Annotated in this window: 13 protein-coding genes; 8 read left to right on the forward strand and 5 right to left on the reverse strand. The window is 42.1% G+C overall.

Going from position 1 to position 17,019, the window contains the following annotated elements; all coding sequences use genetic code 11:
* Nucleotides 1–303: 303 nt before the first annotated feature.
* The 3 genes from BC659_RS04875 to BC659_RS04885 form a co-directional block, all read right to left on the reverse strand.
* On the reverse strand, nucleotides 304–1,560 hold the full coding sequence (locus BC659_RS04875; protein ID WP_133473542.1) for a DUF1501 domain-containing protein: 1,257 nt from the start codon (nucleotides 1,558–1,560) through the stop codon (nucleotides 304–306).
* 85 nt (nucleotides 1,561–1,645) lie between these two features.
* Complete coding sequence (locus tag BC659_RS04880) at nucleotides 1,646–3,580, reverse strand: DUF1800 domain-containing protein (RefSeq protein WP_162847353.1); 1,935 nt, start codon at nucleotides 3,578–3,580, stop codon at nucleotides 1,646–1,648.
* A gap of 166 nt (nucleotides 3,581–3,746) precedes the next feature.
* A complete protein-coding gene (locus BC659_RS04885) occupies nucleotides 3,747–5,798 on the reverse strand; it encodes an OPT family oligopeptide transporter (RefSeq protein WP_133473544.1) in 2,052 nt (683 codons plus the stop codon).
* 94 nt (nucleotides 5,799–5,892) lie between these two features.
* Here BC659_RS04885 and BC659_RS04890 point away from each other — a divergent pair, with 94 nt between their 5' ends.
* From BC659_RS04890 to BC659_RS04925, 8 genes are all read left to right on the forward strand, one after another.
* Entirely contained in the window at nucleotides 5,893–7,335 is a 1,443-nt protein-coding gene (locus tag BC659_RS04890; RefSeq protein WP_133473545.1) for a POT-type proton-dependent oligopeptide transporter, read from the forward strand.
* Nucleotides 7,336–7,430: 95 nt separating this feature from the next.
* On the forward strand, nucleotides 7,431–8,729 hold the full coding sequence (gene purD, locus BC659_RS04895) for a phosphoribosylamine--glycine ligase (protein WP_133473546.1): 1,299 nt from the start codon (nucleotides 7,431–7,433) through the stop codon (nucleotides 8,727–8,729).
* A gap of 176 nt (nucleotides 8,730–8,905) precedes the next feature.
* Complete coding sequence (locus BC659_RS04900; RefSeq protein ID WP_133473547.1) at nucleotides 8,906–9,931, forward strand: rod shape-determining protein; 1,026 nt, start codon at nucleotides 8,906–8,908, stop codon at nucleotides 9,929–9,931.
* A 63-nt stretch (nucleotides 9,932–9,994) separates the two neighbouring features.
* Nucleotides 9,995–10,846, forward strand: coding sequence for a rod shape-determining protein MreC (gene mreC, locus BC659_RS04905; RefSeq protein WP_133473548.1), 852 nt, complete (start codon nucleotides 9,995–9,997; stop codon nucleotides 10,844–10,846).
* Nucleotides 10,843–11,376, forward strand: a complete 534-nt coding sequence (locus BC659_RS04910; protein ID WP_133473549.1) for a rod shape-determining protein MreD — start codon at nucleotides 10,843–10,845, stop codon at nucleotides 11,374–11,376. The genes mreC and BC659_RS04910 overlap by 4 nt, the downstream gene beginning before the upstream one ends.
* A 246-nt stretch (nucleotides 11,377–11,622) precedes the next feature.
* Nucleotides 11,623–13,719 (forward strand): peptidoglycan D,D-transpeptidase FtsI family protein, encoded by a 2,097-nt coding sequence (locus BC659_RS04915; RefSeq protein WP_133473550.1) that lies wholly within the window; start codon nucleotides 11,623–11,625, stop codon nucleotides 13,717–13,719.
* A 5-nt stretch (nucleotides 13,720–13,724) separates the two neighbouring features.
* Nucleotides 13,725–15,071: a rod shape-determining protein RodA gene (rodA, locus tag BC659_RS04920; RefSeq protein WP_133473551.1), complete on the forward strand. Its 1,347-nt coding sequence runs from the start codon at nucleotides 13,725–13,727 to the stop codon at nucleotides 15,069–15,071.
* Nucleotides 15,072–15,080: 9 nt separating this feature from the next.
* On the forward strand, nucleotides 15,081–15,836 hold the full coding sequence (locus BC659_RS04925) for an MBL fold metallo-hydrolase (protein WP_133473552.1): 756 nt from the start codon (nucleotides 15,081–15,083) through the stop codon (nucleotides 15,834–15,836).
* On the opposite strand, the gene BC659_RS04930 is transcribed toward BC659_RS04925, so the two are convergent.
* Complete coding sequence (locus BC659_RS04930) at nucleotides 15,837–16,262, reverse strand: hypothetical protein (RefSeq protein ID WP_133473553.1); 426 nt, start codon at nucleotides 16,260–16,262, stop codon at nucleotides 15,837–15,839.
* Complete coding sequence (locus BC659_RS04935) at nucleotides 16,259–17,002, reverse strand: hypothetical protein (RefSeq protein ID WP_133473554.1); 744 nt, start codon at nucleotides 17,000–17,002, stop codon at nucleotides 16,259–16,261. The genes BC659_RS04930 and BC659_RS04935 overlap by 4 nt, the downstream gene beginning before the upstream one ends.
* Between the last annotated feature and the right edge of the window lie 17 nt (nucleotides 17,003–17,019).

The following is a 17,019-nucleotide window of genomic DNA, read 5'->3' on the forward strand; positions in this document are numbered from 1 at the left end:
GATAATATTGTTGCAGTAAAATAAAAGAAAAGAGGGCTTTTGTCTTGTTGTGAGATATCAAAACGGGGAAGTAAAAATAGCAACAATGCGTCTGCGGCCAGTAATAAAAAAACAGTGTGGAACGGTATATTCAACAACCTGATAAATAATCGCTTGTTTCGCATTAAAAAATAAACAGGTGTTACATGAAATATACAGCTCGTATTTCACGACTATTTACTTACACAAGATAATTGCAGAAGAAAGAAAAAAAAGCAGTTCGTGCTTACATATTCTTTTTACACTTTTACATATTTACGGGTTTCACTTCATTAAGTCCACCTTTTGACCATCCCATCCGGGGAAAAGTCCATTTGTATTTTTTAACTGAAGGTGCGAAGATGATACACTACTGAATACTGCTCGAAAATCTGTCGAAACCGGCAAATCCCTTCCATCTTCCAGATCGGCTTTCGCGAGTGATTTTATCTTATGATATACCTTACCGCCCTGAACATCATTACCCAAAACAAATAAACAACTAGCCCTACCATGATCGGTACCCCCTGTTCCATTCTGGTGAGCAGTGCGTCCAAATTCTGTCATAGTCATTACAGTAACCTCATCCTGATACTGCCCCATATCGGTCCAGAAAGCAGCAATACTATCACTAAAATCACGAAGGTTTCTTGCAAATGCACCATTTAGGGTTCCCTGGTTAAAATGTGTATCCCAGCCACCACTTTCAGCGAAAGCCACTTCCACACCTACATCCATTTTAATCAAAGTCGCAATCTGTTTCAACGAATTACCAAGAGGAGAATTTGGATAAACCGCACCATTGGCAGGCTGGTAATTTTTAATATCAGAAGATTTTAAAATCTTCATCGCTTCAAAACTCTCTTTACCTGTTTTATTCAATAACTGATTACTGGTCTGATCATATAAAGATTCAAATGATTTTGCCGCTATATTACCCGCCATTGGGTTTCCCTGCATTTGAATAGCAAAATCCTGCAGGTTACTGATGGCCAATGCTTCATGATCACCATAGAGGCTTCGGGGCAAAGCACTGGTAAGACTGACAGCACTAAATGGTGTGGCTTCATGACCACTTAATCCCACAGCTCTGTTAAGCCATCCGCTATTGGTTCCTTTGTTAAAAGGTGTGCCGCTTTCCATATAATCCTGTGCATCAAAATGGCTTCGGGTTGTATTCGGGCTGCCTACACCATGCACAACGGCCATTCTGCCTTCTTTAAAAAAGGAGGATAAACTATTCAATGCAGGATGTAAACCAAACTGACCATCAATATCCATCAGACCACCCTGTGTTTGTAAGGGGCTCATATATAAAGTTGGTCTGAGTGTTTTCAAATTAGGATCTGCAAATGGACTTACTGCCATTAAACCATCCATGGCACCTCTTTGAAAGATGCATACCAAAACCTTATTCTTTTTATAAGGATGTAGTATCTTCCTGTTATTAGCAGCACGTGCAATAAAATTAGGTACACCACCAAAGCCAGCTGCAAAAAGTGCAAGCGCACCAGACTTCATAAATGCTCTTCTGTGAATCATATAATTTTTTTAACTGTTAGTGTTAAGAATTGAACTACAGACTACCCATTGTAATAGCAGTGATTGTTAACAGATGCACCATGTATTATTTTCTCTGAAACTCCGGAGAACCAATAATAATACCTACTACCTGTGCTACTGTTGCCATGGCATTATTCACCTGTAACTTATTATCTTCCTTGTTTCTTACTCCTTGTCTTCTTGATCCCCGCTCTTCTATTTCATCATCTGTCATTTCTGTTTTTACCTTAGCTGCTGCTTCACTGATTTTTTGTTCTACCTGCGTATCTCTTATCATCGCAGTGAGGCGCTTTATATTTTCTTCCTGGTTCCTTTCCGGAAGCAGCAGTTTACTGTAAATACGTAAAGCATCATCTGCGCTCTCAGGCTCATGGTTATCATTTAAAGCGAGCAAATTCATCCTGATACCAGGTATTTTTTGTGTTGCAAGCGCGAGACCAAAATTCATCCTGTTTAGCAGTGAGCCACTGTTGATCCAGAAATTGCCACGATCCGGAAAACCTGTAGGTGCCTGATAGTAATAAAACCGCTGTCCCATTTTAGTACACCAGTTATAAATCTGGTAAGGCTGCATGACCTGTGCTTTGGTGGCACGAACAGCACTGATAGCAAATTCAAAAGGAGATTTTACCTTTTCTCTGAGTGCATTTTTAGACCAGAAATCAGGATGATTAACAATGGTAATCATCATGGCTTTGATATTGCCACCTGTTTCCTGAAAAGTTTTTGTGAGTGCTTTAATGATGGCTTCTGAAGGTTCATCCGACACAAAACGTTTGGCAATTTTTGTGGCAATAAATTTTGCAGTGGATGCATGATCAGCCAGCATTTCTAATACCTGTACGCCTTCCCGGTATCCATCTTTACCACTGAGTTGTTTTCCTAAAATAAGTTTGGGGCTTTCATCATGTTTATCGCCTCGGAAAAGAAAATCTCCCTCTACTAACAATCCTCTTCTTTCAAGTTGCGTTTGATTCAGGTTTTCCACCAACTGTCTGGCAGGACCTTCTTTGTACAAAGGCTTTACACTCCAGCCTGTTAATGCACGAGCCAGTTCGGTAACATCTTTTTGCGTATATCCACCATCAACACCCAGCGTATGCAACTCCATTACTTCGCGGGCATAGTTTTCATTCAGTCCCTGTGTTCTGCGTGCATTAACTGCCTGCTGTACCAATGCGGCTCCGGGCATAGAACTATCTGTCAATTTTGCTTCTACTCTTTCACGTGCGGCGCGTAACAGTGCATTGTTCTGTTGCCTGCGCGATCTTTCATTATCATTGCTCACACTTAATGCATTATCCAGGTATTCCAACATGGCCGGATGTTTAGCCGTTGCCAGCAACATGTCTTTAAAATTACCCAATACATAAGGCCTGATGGCATCTCGCTCATAAGTGAGTACATATTGCTGGCTTTGACCCTTGGTGAGAGATACATTAAAATGATTGAACCAGAAATCAGTAAGTACTTCTTTCAACTGGTTATTACTGTAGGCTGCGCGTAGTACTTTTTGATTGATCAACTGGCGATGTAATTCCTGAATGGGTTTAAATCCTTCCTTTTCCTGAATCAGCCTTAATTGTTCACGGTATTTTTGTCTGTCAGCATTACTGATAGAGTCGGCAGGTATGAGTTTATTTCTGACAGCAACCCTGATAACCTGCGCAGGCGTGAGATAAGTATTTACAATTTGCTCATTACTGAGCGTAAGTGATTCAAAGGTTTGTAAACGACGATCCAATAATGTATCTGGCATATCTGCGTCCAGTTGTTGCAGCACCCATTTATCAAGTCCGAGTTTTACAACTTGAGCTACCTGTCCGGGCTGTATACCATAACTAAACCTGTTCAATAAATGTGCGGCTGCCTGTTCCTGCGTGAGACCTGCTTTTTTATACGGCATTTTTATTTCGGGCAACCCTGCTTTATTATTGGTAAAAGCAGCTCCGATAATAAACAGCATGCCAACTGTAAAAATTTTGAATACCTGCTTCAAGGACATCGGTTTTAGTTTTGTATAGGACATTCCATGGAATAAAAGGTTTAATAGACCCGGTCTGAATTTATTGCCAAAAGAATGCCATATTTTATAGAACCGATCAGGCTACTATTGATAATATGCAAAAAAAGAGCGCCTGAACGAGGCGCTCTTTTTTTGCATATTACTCAGCTTTCTTCATAGCCACCCGATATAATATCAACCCCATCAACGCAAAGAATAAAGTTCCCAACAGGAAGTATCCATTTTCAGATAGCGACGATACCAATCCATGTTCCATACTGATATTCTTCAGGAACTCTTCTCCCCCGGAAGTACCTGTAATGAAAGCAATTACTACACCCGCCACAGCACCTCCTGCAACCAGACCGGTCGCAAACAGGCTACCCTTACTCAATTCTTCTTCCTCCGCACTCACTTCCTTCTTGTCTTTTTTCTGTTTACCTTCTACAATACCACGGATGGCACCACCTATAAAGATCGGCAAAGTAGTAGCCAGGGGCAGGTAAACACCAATGGCAAAACTCAGGGATTTGATACCACAAAGTTCCATAACAACTGCCAGGAACATCCCAACAATTACATATTGCCAGTCGAGGTTTTGTGAAAGAATACCTTTAATCAAGGTAGCCATTAAGGTCGCTTGCGGAGCCGGATATTTTTCGGTACCAATCGCATGCTGTATTCCCTGCTGCACCATTTCAGTGGTAGGTTTATCCAAAAACTTCACAGTGATACCGATAACAATAGAAGAAACGATAGCACCCACAAATAAAGCTATCTGTTGGTTACGCGGTGTGGCGCCTACTATATAACCACTCTTTAAGTCCTGCGATGTGGCACCGGCATTAGCCGCAGCAATACAAATCATACCACCAACTACCAATACCAGTGGTTCATAGGCCTGACCCGACCATCCAAGGCTCAGGAAAATTAAACTCGTACCCATTACTGTCGCAATCGTCATACCACTGATGGGGTTATTCGAAGAACCGATCAACCCCACAATGCGTGAGGATACCGTAACAAACAAAGCACCAAATAAAACAACCAGAATACCAATCAGTATTTTCTGCAGGAACCCGTCGCCAGGTAAACTTGGGATCACAGATATAATGGCAATAAGTGCCAGACTTCCCAGTCCCACAATTTTCAGGCTCAGGTCCTTATCTGTTCTGGAAACGTTGGTATGGGTATCACCTGAACCGCCACGTAAAGAAGCCATGCTGCCTTTTACCGATTTAACAATGGTAGGTAAAGTCTTAATCAGTGTAATAATACCTCCTGCTGCAACCGTACCGGCACCCACCTGACGTACATATGCATAATAGATAGCCGCAGAATAATCGGCAAAAGTATGTGTAACAGGATCCCATCCACCTTTACCACCAGGTTTGGCAATATCTGCCAGATAACCCAGCTTGGCCAGTTGAACAGCAATAGCATCGGCTGGAACCAACGTGGATAGTAAGGGTATAAATACCAGCCAACTTAATACACTACCAGCAACCAGTACACCTGCAATTCGTGGACCTATAATATAACCAACCCCCAGGTACTCTGGTGTAATTTCACCACTTACTTTGGCTGAGGGAAAAAATTTATTGATTTGTTTGGTTGCATAAAAAGGAGTTTCGGCAATTACATGCATTACTTTCTGCAGGAGTGCATACACAAATGCTACACCCAGACCCCAGAAGGCGGTTTTGGCAAAATCACCTCCCCGCTCACCTGCTTTTAATACATCGCCACAGGCTGTTCCTTCAGGATAGGGTAAGTTATCATGCTCATTTACAATCAATGCTTTTCTCAGGGGCACCATTAATAAGGTACCCAATAATCCACCCACAATGGCCAGTATCAGAATAGTGAGGTAATTAAAATATTCAGCACTCGATGGCGAAGAAAGAAACAGAAAGCCAGGTAAAGTAAAAGCAACACCAGCGGCTATACTTTCACCTGCAGAACCTGTTGTCTGTATAATATTATTTTCAAGAATGGTTGTTTTCAAAAATTTACGGCCCAGTGTAATGGCAATAACCGCAATAGGAATAGAGGCAGAAACGGTTAATCCTGCTTTCAGCGCCAGATAAACAGTGGCAGCGCCAAAGATTACACCAAAAAGGCTACCTACCAGAATCGATTTCACGGTAAGCTCTTTCATATTTGTTTCGGGGGAAACAAAGGGTTTAAATGTTTTTTGAGGTTGAGACATGAGTTGGTTTTTAGATGAAGCAAGCAATTTTTTCGGCGAACAAATAAAGGTTTACCGATAGTTTCCGATACTTTTAAATTTCAAAATACGATTTATGTCTGATATACAAAATGAATCCGGTAAAAGCAAAATGCCCAAATCGGTTCCTTACATCATTGGCAGTGAAATTGCAGAAAGATTCAGTTTTTATGGTTTACGTTCTATCATGGTCACCTTCATGGCCGTAACATTTTTCAATCCAACCCTCAATCCGGCGCTTACGGCTGAAGCTGATGCAAAAGCCAATGAAATGTCGCACCTCTTTGTTACACTGGCTTATTTTATGCCAATGGTAGGTGCTATCATGGCCGACTGGTTTTTTGGTAAATACCGGGTTATCTTAACGGTTTCCATTCTGTATACCATTGGGCACCTGATACTCGCTGTTTCCGGCGAAAGCTATACTCTGTTCAGTACCGGACTCATTGTGATCGCCTGTTGTGCAGGTGGTATTAAATCATGTGTATCTGCCAATGTAGGCGATCAGTTCAATAAATCTAATGAACACCTGCTTTCAAAAGCCTATGGCTGGTTCTATATGAGTATTAATCTGGGTGGAACACTTGCGCCCCTGTTTATTCCCCTGCTAAAAAAATATTATGGCCCCGAAATCGCTTTTGGCGTGCCTGGTATTTTAATGGCACTGGCTACCATTATATTCTGGCTCGGGAGAAAAAAATATGTACGTGTACCGCCGGCAGGTATTAAAAAAGAAAACTTTTTCTCCATTTCTCTCTACGCTTTACAAAAGCTGTTTAGCCGGAAACCCGGACAAAAAGTTTGGGAAGCCGTAAGTGAAAAATATTCAGCAACTTCTATTGATGGTATTCAAGCAGTATATCGCGTACTGGCCGTATTTGCTTTTACACCTATTTTCTGGGCTCTTTGGGATCAGAACCTGTCTGAATGGGTTTTACAGGCTACCAGATTAGACCTCAACCTGACCAGTAGTTTTTCCATTTTGCCTGAACAGATCAATTTTATCAACCCGCTGTTTTTAGTATTGCTGATTCCTGTTTTTAACTCCTTCCTTTTCCCTTATCTCGAGAAAAAAGGTATAAAAGTAACACCACTGCGTAAAATTGGTGCCGGACTGGTTATCATTGGTCTCTCCTTTACCATTATTGCCTTGCTGCAAGAAGCCATAGATGCTGGTGGTAAACCTTCTGTATGGTGGCAGATACTGGCCTATATATTGTTGGCCGCCTCTGAAATTCTTGTCTCAGTTACCTGTCTGGAATACGCCTATACCCATTCTCCCAAGTCGATGAAAAGCACTATGAGTGCCCTTTATCTGCTGGGTATTTCAGCCGGAAACCTGTTGGTGGGGCTTATCAACGGGAATATTGTAGACAAAGGCTTTTTCAGTCAGTTTACAGGTGCCAAATACTACTGGTTATTCCTGGCCATACTGGCTGCCTCCTTTATTTTGTTTCTTCTCGTAGCCAAACGCTTACCTGAAAAGCGTTATGTGGGTAATGAAGAGGCAGAAAACTGATAGCAGGCGTGCGTAGGATATGAACAAAAAAAATACCCTGCGCACGCTTAAAATCCTTCTTACGACCTACTTTCGCCACCTGAATCTCTCCTACTATGAATATTCTTCTTCTCGGATCTGGTGGCCGCGAACATGCGCTGGCATGGAAAATGACACAAAGCCATCATTGTGATGCCTTATTTATTGCACCAGGCAATGCCGGAACCAGTGAATTCGGAACCAACCTACCTATTTCCATTACTGATTTCGACGCTATTAAAAACGCGTGCATTGAACATAAAATAGATATGCTGGTGGTGGGTCCAGAAGAGCCTCTGGTAAAAGGTATCTATGATTTTTTTGAAGCCCATCCGCTCTTACAAAAAATACTGGTGGTGGGTCCGTCTGCAAAAGCAGCACAACTGGAAGGAAGCAAGGCCTTTAGTAAAAAATTTATGCAGCGTCACAATATTCCTACTGCTGCATATGCGGAATTCACTGCCGATAATTTCGAAGAAGGGAAAAAATACATTTCGCAGCATAGTTTACCGGTGGTTTTAAAAGCCGACGGACTGGCTGCAGGAAAAGGCGTAGTAATAGCAGCATCACATGAGGAAGCAATCAAAACTTTTGAGGAAATGATTCTTCACAAACAATTTGGTGATGCGAGCAGTAAGGTGGTGATTGAAGAATTTTTGAAGGGTATTGAAGTAAGTGTATTTGTATTAACCAATGGCGCAGACTATCAGATCATTGGCCATGCCAAAGATTATAAGAGAATTGGCGAAGGCGATACCGGTTTAAACACAGGTGGCATGGGCTGTGTAAGCCCTGTGCCTTTTATGGACGAACTTTTTATGCGTAAGGTTGAAGAACGCATTATTGCACCCACGGTTAAGGGTTTGGAAAAAGAAGAACTCATCTATCACGGTTTCATATTCTTTGGTCTGATGAATGTAAATGGCAACCCTCTTGTAATTGAATACAATTGCAGAATGGGTGATCCGGAAACAGAAGTAGTGATGCCACGTTTGCAAACAGACCTCGTGGCACTATTTGCAGCAATGGATAACGGAACACTGGCAGATGCCAACATATCCTATGATGAAAGATACTGTGCAACTGTAATGGCTGTTAGTGGTGGCTATCCGGGTGATTATGAAAAAAACAAAATCATTCATGGACTTGGGCCTAATAACGAAAAAGAAGTACTGGTATTTCATGCGGGAACCAAACAGGATGAAAACAAAGTCTTAACAAATGGTGGCAGGGTTTTGGCAGTAAGCGCTTACGGAAAAAATATTACAGATGCAGTAACCAGGTCAAAAAATAAACTCAGAGAAATTTCGTTTGAAGGAATGTATTTCAGAAAAGATATCGGGTATGAGTTTGATGAGGTAACTGATAGCTTATAGTTCATAGATTGATGTGCTTTCAAATAAAGCAATTCCTACTATTCACCATCAGCCATCAGCCATTTGCAAATCTTTTTGGAACCCTTGAAAAATCAGTATTTTAGACTTTGTTATTTCCAGTAATTTCAACCACCTTTGCATTCATTGATCAAGAAATAAAGCATTTTTAATATACAATGGGATTATTCAACTTTTTTACGCAGGAAATAGCCATGGATCTGGGCACCGCCAATACCCTGATTATCCATAATGATGAAGTAGTGGTAAATGAGCCTTCGATTGTGGCCCTGAACCGTAACAATATGAAAGAAGTGCTGGCAGTGGGGAAAAAAGCCCTCATGATGCACGAAAAAACCCATGAAAGTATCCGAACCGTTCGCCCGCTTAAAGACGGAGTTATTGCCGACTTTAACGCTGCCGAGCTGATGATCAGGGAGTTAATCAAGATGATTTACCCCAAAAAGCCTTTATTTCCGCCCAGCTGGAGAATGGTTATCTGCATTCCGTCTTCTATTACCGAGGTGGAGAAGCGTGCCGTTCGTGATAGTGCCGAACAGGCCGGAGCCAAGGAAGTGTATATGATCCACGAACCCATGGCCGCCGCACTGGGTATTGGCATTGACGTGGAAGAGCCTGTTGGTAACATGATCATAGACATCGGAGGTGGTACTACCGGTATTACGGTGATTGCACTGGCCGGTATTGTATGCGACCAGAGCATACGTGTAGCGGGTGATGAATTTACAGCTGATATTATGGAGGCTTTACGCCGTTACCATAGTTTATTGATAGGTGAACGTACTGCAGAACAGATTAAAATCAATGTAGGCGCCGCCATGAAAGACCTTGATAACCCACCAGATGATATGCCTGTAAACGGACGTGATCTTGTAACGGGTATTCCCAAACAAATCATGGTGAGTTATCAGGAAATTGCAGAAGCACTCGATAAAAGCATCTTCAAAATAGAAGAAGCCATACTCAAAGCGCTGGAAACCACACCACCTGAACTGGCAGCCGATATTTACCGCAGAGGCCTGTATCTCACCGGCGGTGGTGCCCTTTTGCGTGGTCTGGATAAACGCTTAAGTGCTAAAATTAAATTACCCGTACATGTAGCAGATGATCCGCTGAAAAGTGTGGTTCGTGGTACAGGACTGGCATTAAAAAACTACCAGCGTTTTCCATTCATCATGCGATAAGTAAGATTTCAAGCACGGCCTTAGTGGTCAGTGCTGTTTTTTGATCGCTAATAGATTCTCAGGTTGAAAAATATCTTTTTTTTCATACGGCGTTATTTCACTTTTCTGAGCTTTTTGCTCTTGCAGGTAGTTGCCATCATATTACTGACCCGTTCCAGCACAACACATGAGGTCTTTTTTTCCGATGCTACCAGCGAACTTACCGGTAACCTGAATAAACGCTACAGCAACCTTCGCAGCTATTTTAGCCTGGGAGAAACCAACAGACAGCTCGCAGAAGAGAATACCCGCTTAAAAAACCTGCTGGCATCCAACAATATTGCGCCCGACAGTTCCCGGATCAACTATACAGATACCACCGTAAGAGATTCATCGGGCCGTTACCGAAAATTCACCTGGCTGCCTGCCCGCGTAATAGGTAATACCGTAACCCTGCAAACCAATTTCCTTACCCTGGAAAGAGGCAGTAACCAGGGAGTGAAAAAAGGTATGGCAGTAGTGGGGCCGCAGGGTATAGTAGGTGTAGTGGTAGAGATAAGCCCGAATATCAGTAAAGTCATGAGTCTTTTACACCGCAACAGCCGTGTAAGTGCCATGCTTAAAAAAGATAATAATGCTGGTAGCATTGAGTGGGATGGTAACGACCCCTCTATTCTCATATTACGCAATGTTTCAAAAAGCGCAAAAGTTGTGAAAGGCGATACCGTGGTAACCAGCACTTATTCAGCTAATTTCCCATCTAATTTGATGGTAGGAACCGTTTCATCAATAGTAGCAGACCCCTCCAGTAATTTTTACACCCTGAAAATTAAAACAGCCACCAACTTCTTTACGGTTCAGTATGTATACCTGGTGGAAAATACCCGCTATACCGAACAGGTTCAACTGGAAAATACACCCATGACCAATCAATGAGCAGCTTAGTAAAAAATATTATCCGTTTTATTCTGTTTATCCTGTTACAGGTATTCATACTCAATGAAGTACCACCCTTGCATCGTTTCATCGTTCCCTATATCTATTTCCTGTATATACTATGGCTGCCTTTTACCATTAACCGGATTGCTCTCATGCTGATTGCTTTTGCATTTGGGCTGAGTCTTGATTTCTTTTCAGGCACCACCGGTCTGCACGCCGCCCCCTGTGTACTTATTGCCTACATACGACCATTCCTGCTCAACCTGATTTTACCACAGGAAACCATAGAACAGAGCTATTCCGAACCTGGCAGCAAAAGCATGGGCTGGGCTCCTTATAGTTTATATGTTGGCCTGCTGACTTTTATACACCATTTCTACCTCGTACTGATTGAATGGTTAACTTTTGGCGACTTTCTTTATTTCCTTGGCAAAGTGCTTGGTACCACTGCCGTCAGCCTTCTTATGATCTTTCTGGCAGAGCTACTTTTCCTGCGAAAGGGAAAGTATCGGACGAATGCAGCTTGAACGTGAATGGTCAATGGTCAATGGTGAATAGAAGAGATATCGGTAAGCGCCTTTTCCCTCTATTCATTAGCCCGTATAAAATCATATACCTATTCCTCATTCACAATTCACAATTGACCATTCACCAAAACAATCGCCGGGTGCAAAATATTTTCACAACAATTTTTCCTGTTTTTTTTCGTTTGATCCATTACAAAGCACCAATTTTGTAGTACACTTTCTCTTTACGTTTATTCCCAAAGAAATATGCCTGTCTTCAACCAGAGCCGAAGCCGTGTGATACAGTTTATTTTTGCAGGTGTTTTCATCGCCATTACCGGGCAGTTGATCAACCTGCAGTTGTTTTCCAGCAAATACAAACTGGCCGCTGACAACAATGCTTTCTACCGGAAAGTAATTTATCCCGACCGTGGCATCATCTTCGACCGAAAAAAAAGAGGCATACTTGAAAATACCATCAGTTATGATCTGGTTGTAATTCCATCCGAAGCCCGGGGTACAGATACCGCCACACTTTGCCGTTTGCTGAATATTGATACGGCCGTTTATAAAAAGAGAATACGTGATCTCATCTTCAAAAATACAAGTGTAAAACCCAGTGTGTTTGAGGCACTTCTTACACCTGAAATGTTCGCCAAACTCAATGAGAACATGTACCGCTTCCCGGGTTTTTCACTGAATGAAAGATCGGTGCGCACTTATCCTTACAATGTGGGTGCTGCCATACTGGGTTATATGGCTGAAGTAGATACAGGTTTTCTCCGCAGACATAAAGATGAAGGCTATGAAATGGGCGATTATTTCGGTAGCACGGGTTTGGAAAGCACGTATGAAAAAGTACTCATGGGTCAGCGCGGTATCAAACGCTTTATCCGCGATAATAAAGGTCGTTTACAGGGATCCTGGGAAAATGGTGCTTATGATACGGCTGCTGTAGCAGGTAGCAACCTGTATTCCAGTATAGATGTAGAGTTACAGCAACTGGGTGAGAAGTTGATGGAAAACAAAGTAGGTAGTATTGTTGCCATCGACCCTAAAACCGGGGGCATACTTTGTATGGTGAGTGCACCTACCTACAACCCCAACTACCTCACTGGTAACCAGCGAAAAAAACACCTGGTTGAAATGATGTATTTCGACCCTCGCCTCCCCTTATTAAATAGAACATTGGGAACATTCTATTCACCAGGCTCTACATTTAAAACCATGGTGGGCATTATTGGCATGAATGAAGGAGTTATAGATGATCAATTTTCAGTAAGCTGCGGAGGTGCTTATTATGGTTGCGGAAGACCGATGGGCTGCCATGCGAAAGGAACTTTTACCCTGAAACCCGCCATCTCAAAATCCTGTAACAGCTATTTTGCTGCCACTTTTAGAAGAATACTGGATAACGGGAAGTATCCCAACAGAGATAGTGCACTGAGTGCATTTAACCAATATGCGTATTCATTCGGACTAGGTAAAAGACTCGGCGTTGACCTGCCTTCCGAAAAAATAGGTAATATACCTACGCCAAAATATTATCGAAGTATCTTTGGAAAGAACTGGCAGTCTTGTAACATTATTTCAAATAGCATTGGCCAGGGTGAGATAGCTACTTCTCTTACACAACTGGCTAATGTGATGGCGATTATCGCCAATAAAGGTTGGTATTATACACCCCATCTGATCGATTCCATTGAAGGTGGTGATGAATATGGTTTATTGGATAAGTATAGGATAAAACACAAAACCAGAGAGATTCCGGAATATGTATGGGAAGAAGTGCATGAAGGTATGCAAGGTACAATGGAATTTGGTACCGGTTTTTATGCAAAAGTACCCGGCATCAATGTGTGTGGTAAAACAGGTACTGTTGAAAATGCTTATCGCGGTCAAAAATTGAAAGATCATGCCTTCTTCGGAGCTTTTGCCCCTCGTGAAAACCCTCGTATTGCAATAGCCGTTATGTGCGAAAATGCGGGCTTTGGAGCTACTTCGGCAGCGCCAATTGCCAGTTTACTGATTGAGAAATACCTCAAAGATTCTATTACAGGTAATGACCGGAAAGCAAAAGTAGAACAGCTCGCCAATATGAACCTGATTCCGCCACAGATGAAAAAGCAGATGGCACAGCGTGATTCTTTGAGAAGTGCCCAACAATTGGCCGCCGCCAAAAAAGCTGCACGCGACACTTCGGGCGTAACAGAAGCCCCGGAAGAAACAGAGTCGGATAGCGCCACAATACCGGGCAAACAGCAGCCTATGAAAAAGGGTACCAAAAAAGACACCATCACAAAAGTGGCACTGTTACCGGAAGAAAAACGTAAAACCAATAGTAAAAGAAAAACAACGGCCTGAGTTGTATGAATAAAAGAAACCATCAAATAGCCACCCAGGGTGTTGACTATCTCGTTATCTGGTTATATGCCATACTGGTAGCTATTGGCATACTCTGTATTTTTATGGTGGAGTACAGACCCGGAGCAGACTGGTTCACTACTTTTCTTAATGGAAAGACCAACTATAGCAAACAACTCATTTTCGCTGGTGTTTGTGCTATAGCTGCCACTTTTATTCTCCTCACAGACAGTAAGCTCTTTACGGCATTTGCCAATCTGTTTTACCTTTTCGGTATACTGCTTATGCTGGCTACTTTCGTCATTGGTAAAAACATCAATGGCTCCCGAAGCTGGATACCATTAGTGGGTGGATTTAACCTGCAACCAGCTGAACTGTGTAAAATATTTGCGGCGCTGGCGCTCGCCAAGTTTTTATCGAGGCAGGAAGTAGATTTCACCAAAATCCGTTCACAACTCATTGCAGGTGCCATCACACTATCACCCGCTGTGCTTTCCATCCTGCAACATGAATTAGGCCTGGCACTCGTGTATACCAGCTTCCTCATTGCTATGTACCGTGAAGGCTTGCCCGCACAGATACTTATTATTGGTTCCTCATTTGGTGTACTCGTAATTGCCACTTTAATCCTTGAACCCAATATACTTGCCATTATTCTTACCGTAATAGCAGCACTGGTTATCTTCCTTTTACGCAAACAAATTAAAAAGAAGAAAAAACTACTCACGGTTATCATCACCATTTGGTTGATCTGTGTAGGTGTGCAACGTTTTGTTGTACCCTATATTTTCAATAACGTACTCGAATGTTACCAGAGTACCCGTATCTACAGCATGGTTGGTAAAGAATACAACTGCGCAGATAATAAAAAGGCTCAGGATAAAAGCAATACCAATAAACCCGTTAGAAAACCGGATGATTATAATGTACGCCAAAGTAAAATTGCGATCGGTTCCGGTGGCTTTTTCGGACGCGGCTTTTTAAAAGGTACCCAGACAAGAGGTAAATATGTTCCGGAACAACACACTGATTTCATTTTCACTTCTCTGGGTGAAGCTTTTGGTTTTGTGGGTTGCTTTATCTTCCTGCTTATTTATCTTTTCCTTTTGTACCGGATTGTACGGATTGCAGAACGGCAAAGAAGTACTTTCAGCAGGGTATATGCATATAGTGTGGTAAGTATTCTGTTTTTCCATATTGCTGTGAACGTGAGTATGACTATTGGTTTATTTCCGATTGTAGGTATTCCATTACCCCTGATCAGCTATGGCGGCTCATCTTTACTTACCTTTACCGTACTGATCTTTATCATGCTGAGGCTTGATGCAGACAGACAAATGGTTTTAAGATAAAGAAAAGGCATGCAGATCATTCCACTTTCAGAAGGCAGTTTTACCATTGACAAAACCAAAGTATTTGTTCCTTTCGACACAGAAAAAGAGGAACTCAACAATCGACCCATCGGTAGCCTGCTGGTAGAAATACAACCCTTTTTAGTGATCACAGAAAAAGATGTGATATTGCTCGATACCGGGCTTGGCTACAATGAAGCAGACGGTACCCCTCAGTTATATAAAAACCTGCAAAGAGCAGGCATTAACCCGGCTCAGGTTACCAAGGTATTAATGAGTCATCTGCACAAAGACCATGCAGGCGGTGTAACCATTGATAATGTGCAAACACAGGAACGTTTTATCAGTTTCCCATATGCGACTTATTATGTACAGCAGAGAGAAATGGAATTTGCCCTGGGTATTGGCTCTGCCTCTTATATTCCGGAAGATTTTCGTTTACTGGAAGAATTCAGTCGTGTTGTATGGCTTACAGAAGAGGAAGGAGTGATTGACGGTTATATCCGTTACCAACTCACCGGCGCCCACAGTAAATATCACCAGGTTTTCTGGATTGAAGAAAACGGACAAACTGCTTTCTTTGGTGGAGATGACGCACCTCAACTGCAACAGATGAAAAGCCGCTTTGTGGCCAAATACGATTATGACGGAAAAAAATGTATGGAACTACGTAAGCAATGGTGGGAAGAAGGGCAACAGAAAGGCTGGACCTTCTTATTCTATCATGATATACAGTCGCCCGTTTGGGGACCACTCAAATCATAATTACTGATCGGTTATTTTCTGTTCCCGTACTTTTTTACGCTGCTCCATTCTTTGCTGTAGTTCTTTTCGCACAACATTCATAAACTCACGCTCAGCCATCAGCGCTTTATTAACACGCTCATCGGTAACCAGAATTTTTTTCAGATCTGTTTTATACTTTTTACGGATATTCAGCACCGCTTCTTCAAAGGCTAGAATATCATCTTTATTATCACCTCTTGCTTTCCTTATATCGGCTGTATAACTATTATACAGTGGCCAGAATTTTTCGGCTTCTTCCGTAGTAAGAGAAAGATGCTTCGTGAAATAAGCCACTTTTAATACTTCAATATTCTTGCGTTCCCCCATCATTTTACGCTGGGGTTCCTGTGCCATCAAAGAAGACAGCGCGAATACTGTAATAAAAAACAGGATTATTTTTTTCATGATTCACTATTTGTATCAGCCTTAGCTTCTCCTGAAACTTCGGTAGATTCATCTAAATATTGTTTCAATTCATCATCACTACTCATCTCAATATGTTCATCTACTTCGGGTAATGCTTCAATACCATATACATCACGGTCACCTGTATTAATCACCATCTTTTCCGAAGTGGCAAGATAAGTATTCAGCTCCTCTTCGCTTAATCGGGATATTTCATGAGAAACATCCAGCTGGGCATAATTGATATTGGCACTATTATTTTCTGACCGGCTATTGTACATAAAAGCTGTAACAACTATTACACCGGTTGCAACCGCTGCGGCAGCATATTGCATCCATTTGTTTTTCTTCCGAACCGGCATCTGAATAACCGGTATGGCTGCCTCGGCTGCCTTTTCCATAATACCTTCCATTTGAAACTGGGGCAGGCTTATGGATGTATAGGGCATTTGTTTAGATATGGTATTTAATAAAGGCGCAATCTCTTCCAGTTCATTGGCAACCGCCTGTTTGTGTATAGCAGCCATGATACGGTCAGATAGCTGATTAAAATAACCAGCAGGTACCTGGTACCCCCGGCTTTTCTCAACCATTAACCCGACAACTGATTGCTCCAGCAATTTTCCGGTGATACCCTCAAAATAACCAAAAGGCAGGCTGTAAGGCATATGATAAGGCCATAAAGACATAGACGGATCTATCTGTGCTAATTCTGCTGTTATTTCTTCTCTCTGACTCATTGTTTTATTGGATACTT

This window comes from Sediminibacterium goheungense, assembly GCF_004361915.1.
Classification (GTDB): domain Bacteria; phylum Bacteroidota; class Bacteroidia; order Chitinophagales; family Chitinophagaceae; genus Sediminibacterium; species Sediminibacterium goheungense.